The sequence below is a fragment of the Streptomyces sp. NPDC054840 genome (assembly GCF_053611065.1).
In genome coordinates this window covers 1-12,287 of sequence record NZ_JBSGZP010000164.1, presented here as the reverse complement: position 1 = coordinate 12,287, position 12,287 = coordinate 1, and the positions used below count along the sequence as shown (strand labels likewise).

Annotated in this window: 11 protein-coding genes and 1 pseudogene; 5 read left to right on the top strand and 7 right to left on the bottom strand. The window is 70.1% G+C overall.

Annotated features, from left to right (window positions below):
- The 3 genes from ACWGIU_RS14730 to ACWGIU_RS14720 all read left to right on the top strand — a co-directional run.
- The coding region (locus ACWGIU_RS14730; RefSeq protein ID WP_453705790.1) for an HPr family phosphocarrier protein at positions 1 to 298 on the top strand (298 nt) is incomplete at its 5' end.
- The gene (locus ACWGIU_RS14725) at positions 295 to 1,965 is read left to right on the top strand and encodes a putative PEP-binding protein (RefSeq protein WP_453705788.1); all 1,671 of its coding nucleotides are present in this window, start codon (positions 295 to 297) and stop codon (positions 1,963 to 1,965) included. The genes ACWGIU_RS14730 and ACWGIU_RS14725, both read left to right, overlap by 4 nt.
- Positions 1,966 to 2,397: 432 nt before the next feature.
- On the top strand, positions 2,398 to 3,864 hold the full coding sequence (locus tag ACWGIU_RS14720) for an amino acid permease (RefSeq protein WP_453705786.1): 1,467 nt from the start codon (positions 2,398 to 2,400) through the stop codon (positions 3,862 to 3,864).
- A 15-nt stretch (positions 3,865 to 3,879) separates the two neighbouring features.
- On the opposite strand, the pseudogene ACWGIU_RS14715 reads toward ACWGIU_RS14720, so the two are convergent.
- From ACWGIU_RS14715 to ACWGIU_RS14700, 4 genes and pseudogenes are all read right to left on the bottom strand, one after another.
- Positions 3,880 to 4,112 (bottom strand): annotated as a pseudogene (locus ACWGIU_RS14715) (XRE family transcriptional regulator); the annotation flags it as partial.
- A 480-nt stretch (positions 4,113 to 4,592) separates the two neighbouring features.
- Positions 4,593 to 5,102, bottom strand: a complete 510-nt coding sequence (locus tag ACWGIU_RS14710; protein ID WP_453705784.1) for a universal stress protein — start codon at positions 5,100 to 5,102, stop codon at positions 4,593 to 4,595.
- 15 nt (positions 5,103 to 5,117) lie between these two features.
- Positions 5,118 to 6,491: an MFS transporter gene (locus ACWGIU_RS14705; protein ID WP_453705782.1), complete on the bottom strand. Its 1,374-nt coding sequence runs from the start codon at positions 6,489 to 6,491 to the stop codon at positions 5,118 to 5,120.
- A gap of 137 nt (positions 6,492 to 6,628) precedes the next feature.
- A complete protein-coding gene (locus tag ACWGIU_RS14700; RefSeq protein ID WP_453705780.1) occupies positions 6,629 to 7,648 on the bottom strand; it encodes a LacI family DNA-binding transcriptional regulator in 1,020 nt (339 codons plus the stop codon).
- Positions 7,649 to 7,829: 181 nt separating this feature from the next.
- Here ACWGIU_RS14700 and ACWGIU_RS14695 point away from each other — a divergent pair, with 181 nt between their 5' ends.
- Complete coding sequence (locus ACWGIU_RS14695) at positions 7,830 to 9,179, top strand: mucin-1 (protein WP_453705778.1); 1,350 nt, start codon at positions 7,830 to 7,832, stop codon at positions 9,177 to 9,179.
- A gap of 231 nt (positions 9,180 to 9,410) precedes the next feature.
- On the opposite strand, the gene ACWGIU_RS14690 is transcribed toward ACWGIU_RS14695, so the two are convergent.
- From ACWGIU_RS14690 to ACWGIU_RS14680, 3 genes are read right to left on the bottom strand one after another with little or no spacing between them, the layout of a single operon-like run.
- A complete protein-coding gene (locus ACWGIU_RS14690; protein WP_453705776.1) occupies positions 9,411 to 9,905 on the bottom strand; it encodes a DUF5709 domain-containing protein in 495 nt (164 codons plus the stop codon).
- A gap of 28 nt (positions 9,906 to 9,933) precedes the next feature.
- A complete protein-coding gene (locus ACWGIU_RS14685) occupies positions 9,934 to 10,185 on the bottom strand; it encodes a hypothetical protein (protein ID WP_453705774.1) in 252 nt (83 codons plus the stop codon).
- A 13-nt stretch (positions 10,186 to 10,198) separates the two neighbouring features.
- Positions 10,199 to 10,474, bottom strand: coding sequence for a hypothetical protein (locus tag ACWGIU_RS14680; RefSeq protein ID WP_453705772.1), 276 nt, complete (start codon positions 10,472 to 10,474; stop codon positions 10,199 to 10,201).
- A gap of 261 nt (positions 10,475 to 10,735) precedes the next feature.
- Between ACWGIU_RS14680 and ACWGIU_RS14675 the strand changes: the two genes are divergently transcribed.
- Positions 10,736 to 12,208 carry an aminotransferase class I/II-fold pyridoxal phosphate-dependent enzyme gene (locus tag ACWGIU_RS14675; RefSeq protein WP_453705770.1) on the top strand — a complete coding sequence of 491 codons (1,473 nt, stop codon included), beginning with the start codon at positions 10,736 to 10,738 and terminating at the stop codon, positions 12,206 to 12,208.
- The last annotated feature ends 79 nt before the right edge of the window (positions 12,209 to 12,287 follow it).

The following is a 12,287-nucleotide window of genomic DNA, read 5'->3' as shown; positions in this document are numbered from 1 at the left end:
CCGCCTCAGCGAAGGAATCCCCATGCATCGACTCCTGATCACCGTCGGCTCGGCGAGCGGCCTGCACGCCCGCCCGGCCTCCCTCCTCGTCCAGGCCGCGGCCCGCCAGTCAGCCAAGATCACTATCGGTCGCCCCGGGCAGCCCGCGGTCAATGCGCGCAGCCTGCTCTCCGTCCTCGCACTGGCCGCCGGCCACGGCGAGACTCTGGAACTGACCGCCGAGGGCGAGGCCGGGCCGGAGGCGCTCAAGGAGCTCGTCGGCCTGCTGGCCGCCGACCTGGACGCAGTCGAGGCATGACCACCGTGTTGAAGGGCATCGGGGTCGGCACCGGCAGCACGGCGGGCCCCGTCGCGTGGATGTCGCCTCCGCCGGCACTGCCCGCCCGGCGTCCCGTCACCGATCCCGGGGCAGAGGCGGCCTCCGTCCGCGCCGCGTTGGCCGCCGTCGTCCAGGAGCTGAACGAACGCGCCACCCGGACCGCCGGCGCCGGCGCCGAGGTGCTGGTCGCGCAGGCGATGATGGCCGCCGACCCGGCACTGGCCGACCGGGCCGCCGCGCTGGCCGCCGAAGGCACCGACGGCCCGCACGCTCTGGCAGCGGCCTTCGACGGCTTCCGCGCCGCGCTGCTGGCCGCCGGCGGGTATTTCGCCGAACGCGCCGCTGACCTGGACGACCTGCGCGACCGGGCCGTCGCCCGGCTGCTCGGACTGCCGATGCCCGGACTGCCCGACCCCGGCCACCCGTACGTCCTGTTCGCCCAGGACCTGGCGCCCGCCGACACCGCGCTGCTCGACCCCGAGCGGGTGCTGGCACTGGTCACCGTGCGCGGCGGGCCGACCAGCCACACCGCGATTCTGGCCAAGGCGCTCGGCCTGCCCGCCGTCGTTGGCTGCGAGCGGGCCGGTGACCTCAAGGACGGCCGCCCGGTGCTGGTGCGCGGCACCGAGGGCACGGTCGAAGCTGACCCGGAACCGGCGGCCGTACGGCTGGCCGAGCAGGACGCACGCCGGCGCCACGCACGCGCGGCCGCCTTCCACGGGCCCGGCCGCACCGCCGACGGCCACCGGGTCGCGCTGCTGGTCAACCTTGGCGCGCCGCATGAGCTGGCGGGCGCGGCCGGCGCCGACGCGGAGGGCGTCGGGCTCTTCCGCACCGAGTTCCTCTTCCTGGACCGCGCCGAGGCGCCCGGCCTGGCCGAGCAGACCGCCGCCTACCTGACGGTCTTCGAGGCCTTCGCGGCCCGCCGGGTGGTGGTGCGCACCCTGGACGCGGGAGCGGACAAGCCGCTGCCGTTCGCCACCGCCCCCGACGAGGAGAACCCCGCGCTCGGCATCCGCGGCCTGCGGACCGCGACCCGGGACCCGCAACTGCTGGAGACCCAGCTCGCCGCGATCGCCGCGGCCGCCGGGCGCAGCACTGCCGAGGTGTGGGTGATGGCCCCGATGGTCTCGGTGCCCGGCGAGGCCGCCTGGTTCGCCGAGCGGGTGCGCGCGCACGGGCTGCCCACGGCCGGCGCGATGGTCGAGGTCCCCGCCGCCGCGCTGCGGGCCGAACGGCTGGCCGCGGTATGCGGCTTCCTCAGCATCGGGACCAATGACCTGGCCCAGTACACCTTCGCCGCCGACCGTACCCTGGGCCCGCTGGCCGAGCTGCTCGACCCCTGGCAGCCGGCACTGCTCGACCTGGTCGCCGCCACCGCCCGCGCGGCCGGGGCAGCGGGCCGCGCGGTCGGCGTCTGCGGCGAGGCGGCCGCCGATCCGGCGCTGGCCCTGGTACTGGTCGGCCTCGGGGCCACCAGTCTCTCGATGGCGCCCGCCTGCCTCCCGGAGGTCCGCGCCGCCCTCGCGGTCCACACCCTGGCCGACTGCCGCGCCCTGGCCGAACTGGCCCTCGCCGCCACCGACGCCGCCACCGCCCGCGAGGCGGTCCGGCGAAGGCTGGTGACGCCTGGTCAGCTCAACTAGGGCCGCACTGGACGAGTCTCGAATACGTGCGTGCTGGTGTGGATCCTGCGGGTGTGCAGCATTCGCACGCCGTCGTCAGGAGTCGTACCGGGTGCGCATCACCTCGCTCCACTCCTGGGGCCGAGTGGCCTCGCAGCCGGCGCAGCGGCCGCGGCCACACGCGGGCCGGGTGGGACCGCTGGGCGACATGCGCGTTCGGCTGTGCTTCAGGCGCAGGTGCACGCAGCACAGCGGGCAGCGAACCTCACAAGGCGATTAGTGGTCATAAATTTACTCAACGGTAACCTTTGAAAGCCTCGAATTTAGTCCGTATGTGATATAGGCCGCAGTCAAACGGCGTCTTTTGCCGCGACTGTGTCCCCTGGCCCCATGCCACGGTGCCCCCCAACACCGGCTGTACTCCAACGATCCCTCAGCGAAGGCGACTTCTGAATGAGTGACCGCACCATGCCTGTGGCCGACCCCCGGAACACCGGTACTCCGGCAACGACGGGCACCCCCCACATCGACGCCGGCGACGCCGGTTACAGCAAGGACCTCAAGTCCCGGCATATCAACATGATCGCCATCGGCGGCGCGATCGGCACGGGACTGTTCCTCGGTGCCGGTGGCCGTCTGGCCGGCGCGGGACCCTCGCTCGCCATCGCGTACGCCGTCTGCGGCGTCTTCGCCTTCTTCGTGGTCCGCGCGCTGGGCGAGCTCGTGCTCTACCGCCCGTCCTCCGGCGCGTTCGTGAGCTACGCCCGTGAGTTCATGGGTGAGAAGGGCGCCTACACGGCCGGCTGGCTGTACTTCCTCAACTGGTCGACCACCGCCGTCGCCGACATCACAGCGGCGGCGACCTACGCCCACTTCTGGGCGATGTTCAGCGACATACCGCAGTGGATCCTCGCCCTGATCGCCCTGGCCGTCGTCCTCACCGCGAACCTGATCTCGGTGAAGTACTTCGGCGAGATGGAGTTCTGGTTCGCGATCGTCAAGGTCGCCGCACTGGTGATCTTCATGTGCGTCGGTATCTACCTCGTCGTCACCCAGCACGAGATCGGCGGTCACACGCCGGGGCTGTCCACGATCACGGACAACGGTGGCATCTTCCCGGTCGGCATGCTGCCGATGCTGATGGTCGTCCAGGGTGTCGTCTTCGCGTACGCCTCGGTCGAGCTGTGCGGCGTGGCCGCCGGTGAGACGAAGAACCCCGAGAAGATCATGCCGAAGGCGATCAACTCGATCATGTGGCGCGTGGGCCTCTTCTACGTCGGCTCCGTGGTGCTGCTCGCGCTGCTGATGCCGTACACCTCGTACTCCGGCGACCAGAGCCCCTTCGTCACCGTCTTCGACAAGCTCGGCATCCCGGGCGCGGCGGGCGTGATGAACCTGGTCGTGCTGACCGCGGCGCTCTCCAGCCTGAACTCCGGCCTGTACTCCACCGGCCGTATCCTGCGCTCGATGGCCATGTCGGGCTCCGCGCCCAGGTTCACGGCCCGGATGAACAAAGGCCAGGTGCCCTACGGCGGCATCCTGCTGACCGCCGGCTTCGGTGTCCTCGGCGTCGGCCTGAACTACGTCATGCCGGGCGAGGCGTTCGAGATCGTCCTCAACTTCGCCTCCATCGGCATCCTGGGCACCTGGGCGATGATCATGCTCTGCTCGCTGCTGTTCTGGTCGCGTGCCAAGCAGGGACGGTTGGCCCGGCCCTCGTACCAGCTGCCCTGGGCTCCGTACACCCAGGTCGGGACGCTGGTGTTCCTCGCCTCCGTCGTGGGCCTGATGTGGTGGGGCGGCGGCGTCGGCCGGACGACCGTGAACTGCCTGCCGCTGATCGCGGCCCTGCTGGTCGGCGGCTGGTTCATGGTCCGCAAGCGGGTCACGGCCCTGGCGACGTCGCAGTCGGAGGGCTGACCCCTCGCACGCTGTACGCACAAGCCCCCGCCGGATCTTTCCGGCGGGGGCTTCCGCATCAGCAGCCGGGCGAAACGGCGTGAGGCGGTGGTCCGTGATCAGCGGGGGTGCGTCGGCGGCCCGGGTCGAGGACGCGGGCGAGCGTGTCGAGGGCCTGCTCGGAGGGCTGGGTCGCGCGACCCTGCTCCAGGCGCGAGGAGTCGACGCTGACTCCGGACAGGTGCGCGATCTTCGCGGCGCAGCCCTTCGGGACCTGGGGGCGGGTTCCTCGGGCGCTCGGTGCCTGCTGTCGTGGAAGAGGACACCGTCAGGCGCCGGTCGACGGCGGTGTCGGGGGAGTGACTCGCATAAACGAACGTGGTGCTGATTCGCTGGTCCGACCTGCTCGGCCTCGCCGGGGAGGAAGGGAGGGCTCGGCTGAGGGAACCGGCCTCGATTCCTCGACGACGTACCGTTGGGCGGCGAGAAGATCAGCACGCTGGGGATGACGGCGATGCGAGGCCGGCATTGGAACGACAAGACGATCGTGGACGGCCGAAGGCCCCGGCCCGACGCGGATGATGTCCCGTTCATGTCGTTCGAGGAGGCCGAGGATGTCTGGCAGCGGCCGCCCCCTCGGACGAGTGGTGCACGCTTCGGGAGTGAGCCCGCGACGAGCTGCCGGGTGAGGGCGGTCGCTGCGTGGGGATCGGGGGGCAGGGCCACGCAGCGACCGCTCTCCGGACGGGTCAGCTGTTGCTCTCCGGGACGCTGAGGTCGCCGGTCTCCTTCATCGGGCGCACGAGCAGCACATCGCAGGTCGCCCGCTTCGTGACCTCCTCGGCGACCGTGCCCAGCACCCGCTCGGTGAACGAGCGCTGCTGTCGCGCGCCGATGACGAGCAGGTTCCCGTTCCGCTCCTCGGCCACCGAGACGAGGGCCCTGGCGGGCTCGCCGTCGACCAGCAGCGCCGCGGTGATCGTGGCACCCTGCTGCCGGGCGACGGCGACGGCTGCGGCCACCGCCTCGCTGGCGGCCGCCTTCCCCAGTACCTGGCCGACCCGCGTGTCGCCGCCGGCCGTGGCGACGTTCTTCGCGTCGGCCCGCCGCGGCATGTCGGAGTAGGCGCACACGATGACCAGGTCGCCGCCCTCCCGGGTCGCGGCCAGCGCGGCGCGCCGGACGGTCGGTGCGGCCAGAGACGACCCGTCGGTCCCCACGACGATGGTGGTGTAGTTGGTGATCTCAGGCTCTGCCATCAGATGCCCCCTTCATCAGTGCCCGCCGGGAGCGGTGGTGGCCGCCTCGATGTTGCGGACGATCGGCGGTTCCTTGATCCACGCCATGGCCACCGCAGCGCACGCGAGGAGCACGCCCGTCGTCATGATCACGTTGTTGGGGTTGTCGTTCAGAACGTGCTTGAAGATCCAGCCGAAGCTGACGGACTGGATCAGCATCGGGATGACGATCATCATGTTGATGATCCCCATGTACACGCCGTACCGCGTCGACGGGATCATCCGCACCGCCATGATGTACGGGACGCCCATGATCGACGCCCACGCGATACCGAGACCGATGATCGGGATGAACAGCAGGTACTTGTTCGACAGGTGAGGGAAGATGAGGAGCCCGACGGCGGCGAGCAGCAGGCACCCCATGTGCACGAACTTCGCGCCCCGGCGCTGCGCGATCGATACGAGTGTGAAGGCGCATGCGAAGGTCACGATGTTGTACCAGCCGTTGACCAGTCCGGTCCAGCCGATCGCCTCGGAGAAGCCAGGAGAGTCGGCGTCGGTCGTGTGCCACACCGATTTCGCGATCGACTGCGTCACGAACTGCCAGTAGCAGAGCATGCCGTACCACTGGAACAAGTACACCAGCGCGAGCTTGCGCAGCCCGACCGGCATCTCGACGATCGCCTCGAAGATCTCCTTGAAGAACCGCCCGACGCCGCCCTTCTTGTCCTTCATCGCCTCCAGTTCCTCGGGCGTCGGCGGGATCTCCGGGGTGGTGAGAACCGAGACGAGCACGGACGCGATCGAGCACACCGACCCGAGCATGAACGCGCCGAAGACCCAATAGGGGATTCCCGAGTCCGTCAAGCCGCTGAGCACCTTCTGGAAGACGAACAGGGATATGTTCGCCAGCGTGATGCCGAGGCCGGTGAAGAAGCTCTGCGCGAGGAAGCCCTTGCCGAGTTGCGACGGCGGGAGCTTGTCGGCGATGAGCGCGCGGTACGGCTCCATCGCGGTGTTGTTGCTCGCGTCCAGGAGCCACAGCAGCAGCACGGCCATCCAGATCGCCGAGACGAACGGGAAGAGGAAGAGGCACAGGCTGCAGCCGATCGCGCCGATGATGAAGAAGGGCTTTCGGCGGCCCCACTTCGGGCTCCATGTCCGGTCCGACCAGGCGCCGATGAGCGGCTGGACCAGCAGTCCGGTCATCGGTCCGGCGAGGTTGAGGATCGGCAGACTCTCGGGGGATGCGCCCAGGAACTGAAAGATCGGGTTCACCGCGGTCTGCTGCATCCCGAAGCTGTACTGGATGCCGAAGAAGCCGAGGTTCATCAGCAGGATCTGCCGCATGTTCATCAGCGGCTTCTGCCGTACGACCGTGGTGGGCTGCAGGTTCGTCGAGGCGCTCATCGCGTGCCCCTGCAGTGCGCCTCGATGCTGTGGAGCCTTCTGCTTGTCGAACTCAAGGTCTGTGCCTCCGTGCGTCAGTGCTGTTGCGAGGGTTCGGAGTACGGACGTGCTCTCCGGGCGCGGGGGTCTGGAAGGGGTTAATGCGGTCCACGCGGGCGTGGCGGGGCCGTGGTCTCACGCAGGACGAGACGGATGGGCATCTGCACATGCCCCGGCACCTCGGCGCCCGGCTCGGCCAGTTGCCGCAGTAGGAGCCGGGCAGCCTCCGCGCCCTGGCCGGCGACCGGCTGGGCGACGGTGGTCAAGCCGACCACCTCGGCGAGTTCGTGGTCGTCGAAGCCGACGACGGACACGTCGTCAGGCACCTTCAGGCGGTGGCGCCGCAGCGCGCGCAGTGCGCCCATCGCCATCTCGTCCGACTGCGCGAACACAGCGGTCGGCGGGCGCGGGCCGGCCAGCAGTTCGGTCATGGCCCGCTCGCCGCCCTCGACGGTGTAGTCGCCGTCCGCCTCCAGGGCTGTGTCATGTTCGATCCCCGCGTCGGCCAGGACATCCAGGTAGGCCTGACGCCGCTCGACGGGGGTGGTCCAGTGCAGCGGTCCGCTGGCCCCGGCGATCATGCCGATCCGGCGGTGGCCGAGGTTGACCAGATGCCGTACGGCGCTTTCGGTCCCGGCCCGGTCGTCGATGCCGACCACGGTGAAGCCGGACCGGGCGCCGCCGACGACGGTGGCCATCGGCACGCCCAGGGAGCGCAGCGCAGCGGCCTCCTCCTCATCGGGGACCAGCAGGGAGAGCACCGCGTCCACCCGCTTGCGGACCGGCAGCTTGGTGAAGAAACGCAGGCGGGTCTCCGGTGAGCCCAGGTTGTACAGCAGCACGTCGTACCCGGCGGCGCTGAAGACCTTCTCGGCGGCGTCCAGCACGGTGCCGAAGAACCAGCGGCCGACGTACGGGACCAGGACACCGATGGTGTAGGTGCGGCCACTGGCCAGGCTGGAGGCGGAGCGGGACGCGGTGTAGCCGAGCTGGGCGGCGACGGCCGAGATCTGGGCCCGCACCTCGTCGGACACGCCTGGCCGGCCGCGCAGCGCTCGGGACACGGTGGACGCGGAGACGCCGGCGGCGCGAGCGACGTCATTGATGCTGGCTGTCACGACGCAGCTCCTCCTGTTGGGTTTCACGGCGGTGTGATCCGTGAGTTACGTGAACGTAAACCCGGCACCCTTGTTGCGCAAGCGTTTGCGTTCATATTTACTTGGGCCGCTCCTCAAGAAACCTGATTGGTATCGAAGGGCAGCGCACACGTTTGAGCGCTGCGAGCGACAGGAACTGCACATGCGATACGCCCCGCCCGGCCTCTGCGTGAACGACTTCGCGCTCCTGCGTGAGGAGGACGGCACGTACGCGGTGCTGCACCTGCAGGGGCCCTGGACAACGGAGTTCGACCATCTGCGGATGGAGACCTCCTACGGCAGGGCAACATCCAGCGACCTGGTCCACTGGCAGCCGCAGGGCACTGCCTTCGGCAACGGCCTGCCCGGCCGCTTCGATCAGCGGGCGGTGTGGACCATGCACCCGTTCCGGCACGGCGACGGAATGACGATGTTCTACACCGGTGTCTCCGCACTCACCCCGGGTGGCTGGCCACTCCAGGCCGTCGGCCTCGCGTACTCGGATCGCACCGACGGCACGGGCTGGCGGCGCCACGGCACCGGGCCGGTCGTCGAGGCGGACCCGCGCTGGTACCGCACCGGCGAGAACATGGCCTGGCGCGACCCCTTCGTCGTACGCGACGACGAATCGGACGGCTGGGTGATGGTCGTCTGCGCCAGCGACGCCTCCCTGCCCGTCGAGGTCGGCGGATGTGTCGCTCTGGCCACCTCCGACGACCTGGAGCACTGGACGGTCCACCCACCCCTCATCTCACCCGGCGACGTCGACGAACTGGAGTGCCCCGTCCTGGAACGCCTCGACGACGGAAGCTGGTTGCTGCTCGGATCCATCGGCGCGACTCGCGGCTTCGAGGCATGGACCGCCCCGAGCCTGCGGGGCCCCTGGAACCGGCGCGGCCCCCTCGGCCCGACCGGCGCCTACGCCCCCCGCGTCATTCCGGCCCCCGACGGCTCCCGCGTCGTGCTGCACACCGCGCCCCGCCGGGTCGGGCTCACCGACACCGGCGACCGCTGCCGCGGCATGCTCGCCCAGCCCAAATCCCTCGTCACCACAGGCGGTTCGGGGCCCCGCCTGGAATGGTGGGCCGGCCTGAACGCCTGGCTCGGCGAAGAGACGGACCGGCCCTCCCTGCACGCGGTCGGCGACATCGGCGTATCCGGGCCGGTCGAAATCAGCCTCCGCACCGACACCCCGGACGCTGGCCGTTCCACCCTCTCCGTCGGCTGCGACGGCAAGAACCTGTGGATCACCGGCACCGACGGGACGCGGCTCGGCGAGACCATCCTGACCGAACCCGCCGCCACCCTGCGCATCCTCACCATCGGCGAATACGTCGAGGTCTACGCCGACAACGTCTTCGCCCTCACGACCCTGTGCTACTCAGGCCACGCCACCTCATGGATGGCCGTCATCGACGGACGCGAACACACCGTCCCTGTCCGTCCGATCCGCCTGCCCGACCCGCACCGCGACGACGCCTCCGCAATCTGGCCCGGCCCCTCACCCCAGTGACGGGCAGAAGCCCGCTCCTGGAACCCCGGAGGTTCAGTGATATACCGGCTCGGGCCTCCCTCGAAACCGCCGCGGCCGTCGAGCCGGACGTGACGTGGTCGCGGCCCTCGGGGGCGGCGTCGCGCCCGTCATGGTGGCGGTCCGCGAGCGGCTCGGTGTATCGGTCGAGCGCGGGTCACCCGCTCACAGCGCAGGAGTGGTCGGGCGCCGACGGTGGGCGCGGCCGCCGGGTCAGGCAGTCGGGTCCGCTTCCTCGTCCTCGACAGGCGGACCGCCCTCGACGATGTGCATGGCCGCTTCCTCGGCGCTCGCCGCGCCTCCGTCCATGCCCTCGTCCTGGGCGATCAGTTCCTTGGTGGTGTCGGTACGGGCGCCCTCGTCCGGCGCCCGCAGTCGCCCGGCGCGGTCGGAACCCACCTCGGTGTCGATCGGTTCTCCCTGCCCGCCCGGCAGGTCCCCCAGACCGTCCCCTTCGGGTTCCGCCACGTCCGGGACCTCCTGGGCGAGCCTTTCGTCCAGGGTTTCGCCGGCTTTCTGCTCCTCCGCCGTCGTGCCGTATTTGGTGGCGCCCAAGGGCTTTTCGGGAGGGGAGCAGCCCTCGTCCAACATGTCGTCGTAGGTGCGCTCGTCCACGGCGTTCTGGAGGTCCAGGGGCGCCGCGTCCTCTTGCTCCTCGTTGGTGCCCGTGGGTTGATAGGCGTCGTCCGCCATCTGGTTCTCACTCATCAGGCCCTCCTTTGCCATGGCCGGCAGGTCATGCGCCGAGGTTCGTGATCGCGCTGTCCAGCCGCGAAGCCAAGGCGTCGAGGTCCTGCTCGGTCGATGTGCCGGCCGGAAGTGTCGCGGCCAGATCTCGGCCGGATGCGATTTCGACCGCCCCGGAGTACGGCTCCGATGCCAGCCGGTCCGAGGGCACTACCTCGGTACGACCCTCCAGCAGCACGAGTGAGTGGTTCTCACCGGACAGATCGAGCAGGGCGCGTACCTGTTCGCGTGTGACTGCCATGGCTCGTCCCCTCTCACCGGCTCCCGGAGGCGGAGTCGGAGCCGGAGTCGGAGTCGGATTCGGATTCCGAGGGATTTCCGGCTTCCTCCTCGGGTGCGGCCTCGACACCGGCCAAGGGCTCCCCGCTGCCCGTGCCGGCCTGGTGGTAACCCTCTCGGGCGCTGGCCGTGCCGGGCACGACGCGCTCCCGCGCCTGACTCTCCGAGCCGGAGTGGGCTCCCGGTTCCTCGCTGCTGCGGGCGCGCTCGTACGGGTTCTGCCGCGCGGCGTCCGGTGTGTGCTCGGTCATCTCGGTGTCCTTCCGTCTCGATGACCCCGTGGGGCGGCTGCCCGCGAGGGGGCGTGCGAAACGGCGAAACAGCCGTGCGCGCCCGGCCGGCGGCACCCGCTCCCGCAGGTGTGTCGCCGGCCCGGAGAAGGCGGGCGAAGGCGGAGGGCCGGCCCGAGCCGAGCGCATTGGAGACGGGGAGCCGGGCAGACGCAATTCATACGCACCCGCCCACGAGCGGCGGCTGCCCGGATCATCCATAGAGCTTCACCTGGAGGTGTCATGGACCACTCTCGCGCACCCGTACTCGAGGCGCTGCAGGACTTCCGACGCCGAGGCGACATCGCGTACGGCCCGCCGGGCCACAAGCAGGGACGCGGGGTGGACCCGAGAGTTGCCGACATCGTGGGTCTCGATGTCTTCCGGGCGGATGTGCTGGCACTCAACGGGCTGGACGACCGGCGGCAGTCGCAGGGCGTGTTGAGCCAGGCCCAGGAGCTGATGGCCGATGCGGTGGGTGCGGAGAAGGCGTTCTTCTCCACCTGCGGAAGCTCGCTCTCGGTGAAGTCCGCGATGCTGGCGGTCGCGGGGCCCGGCGAAAAGCTGCTGCTGTCGAGGAACGCCCACAAGTCCGTCATCGCGGCGGTGGTGGTGAACGGCGTCGAGCCGATCTGGGTGCACCCGAAATTCGATACGGAACGACACCTGGCACACCCGCCGGAGCCGGACGACGTACGGCGGCGGCTCCAGGAGCATCCCGATGCCAAGGGGATGCTCCTGATCACCCCCACCGATTGGGGCACGTGCGCCGACATCAAGGGCGTGGCGGACGTCTGCCACGCCTTCGACGTGCCGCTGATCGTCGACGAGGCATGGGGCGCCCACCTGCCCTTCCACCCGGACCTGCCGGCCTGGGGCATCGACGCGGACGCGGATCTGGTCGTGACGAGCGTGCACAAGATGGGCGGAGCCGTCGAGCAGAGTTCGGTCTTCCACCTCCAGCACGACCGGGTCTCGCCGGACGTGCTCAAGCAGCGGGAAGACCTGCTGGGGACGACCAGTGCCTCTCCGCTGGTGTACGCCACGCTCGACGGCTGGCGGCGCCAGATGGTGGAGCACGGCCGGGACCTGCTGGAGGGTGCGATGCGGCGGGCAGCACGGATAAGGGAGACCGTCGCCGGCCTTCCCGGGCTCAGGCTGATGGACCGCGAGGTGATCGAGGCGGGTCTCGCGGCAGAACTCGATCCGCTCAAGATCGTGCTTGATGTGCGCGACCTCGGCATCAGCGGCATGCAGGCGGCGGAGTGGCTGCGGGCCGAGTGTCACGTCGACGTGGGAGGTTCCGACACCTGCCGGATCAGCGCGTCGATCACTCATGCGGATGACGGCGAGACCGAGAAGGTCCTCGTCGACGCCCTGCGCACGCTGGTGGACCGCGCCGATTCGATCGAACGGCAGCCCGCCGTACATCTCCCTCGGCCGTCAGCGCTGGAACTGGAGCAGGCGCGCCTGCCCCGCGACGCATTCTTCGCCGAGGCCGAGCACGTACCGGTCCACGAGGCCATCGGACGGATCGCCGCGGAGATGATCAGCCCTTATCCGCCGGGCGTGCCCGTGGTGGCGCCGGGCGAGGTCATCAACGCGGAGGTGGTGGACTATCTGCGCAGCGGTGTCGAGCACGGCATGCTGGTCCCTGATGCGGCGGACCCGTCGGTGAAGACGTTCCGGGTGGTGGCTCGCGGCAAGAGCGGCTGAGACGTCGATACTTCGCCGACAGGAGTTGCTTGCCGAGTGCACGACCGAGGTGACGATCGGGGCTACGAACGGCCTGCGC

Coding starts and splice junctions, on each gene's coding strand:
- ACWGIU_RS14725 (WP_453705788.1), top strand. CDS start 295: ATGACCACCGTGTTGAAGGGCATCGGGGTCGGCACCGGCAGCACGGCG.
- ACWGIU_RS14720 (WP_453705786.1), top strand. CDS start 2,398: ATGAGTGACCGCACCATGCCTGTGGCCGACCCCCGGAACACCGGTACT.
- ACWGIU_RS14710 (WP_453705784.1), bottom strand. CDS start 5,102: ATGGCAGAGCCTGAGATCACCAACTACACCACCATCGTCGTGGGGACC.
- ACWGIU_RS14705 (WP_453705782.1), bottom strand. CDS start 6,491: ATGAGCGCCTCGACGAACCTGCAGCCCACCACGGTCGTACGGCAGAAG.
- ACWGIU_RS14695 (WP_453705778.1), top strand. CDS start 7,830: ATGCGATACGCCCCGCCCGGCCTCTGCGTGAACGACTTCGCGCTCCTG.
- ACWGIU_RS14690 (WP_453705776.1), bottom strand. CDS start 9,905: ATGAGTGAGAACCAGATGGCGGACGACGCCTATCAACCCACGGGCACC.
- ACWGIU_RS14685 (WP_453705774.1), bottom strand. CDS start 10,185: ATGGCAGTCACACGCGAACAGGTACGCGCCCTGCTCGATCTGTCCGGT.
- ACWGIU_RS14680 (WP_453705772.1), bottom strand. CDS start 10,474: ATGACCGAGCACACACCGGACGCCGCGCGGCAGAACCCGTACGAGCGC.
- ACWGIU_RS14675 (WP_453705770.1), top strand. CDS start 10,736: ATGGACCACTCTCGCGCACCCGTACTCGAGGCGCTGCAGGACTTCCGA.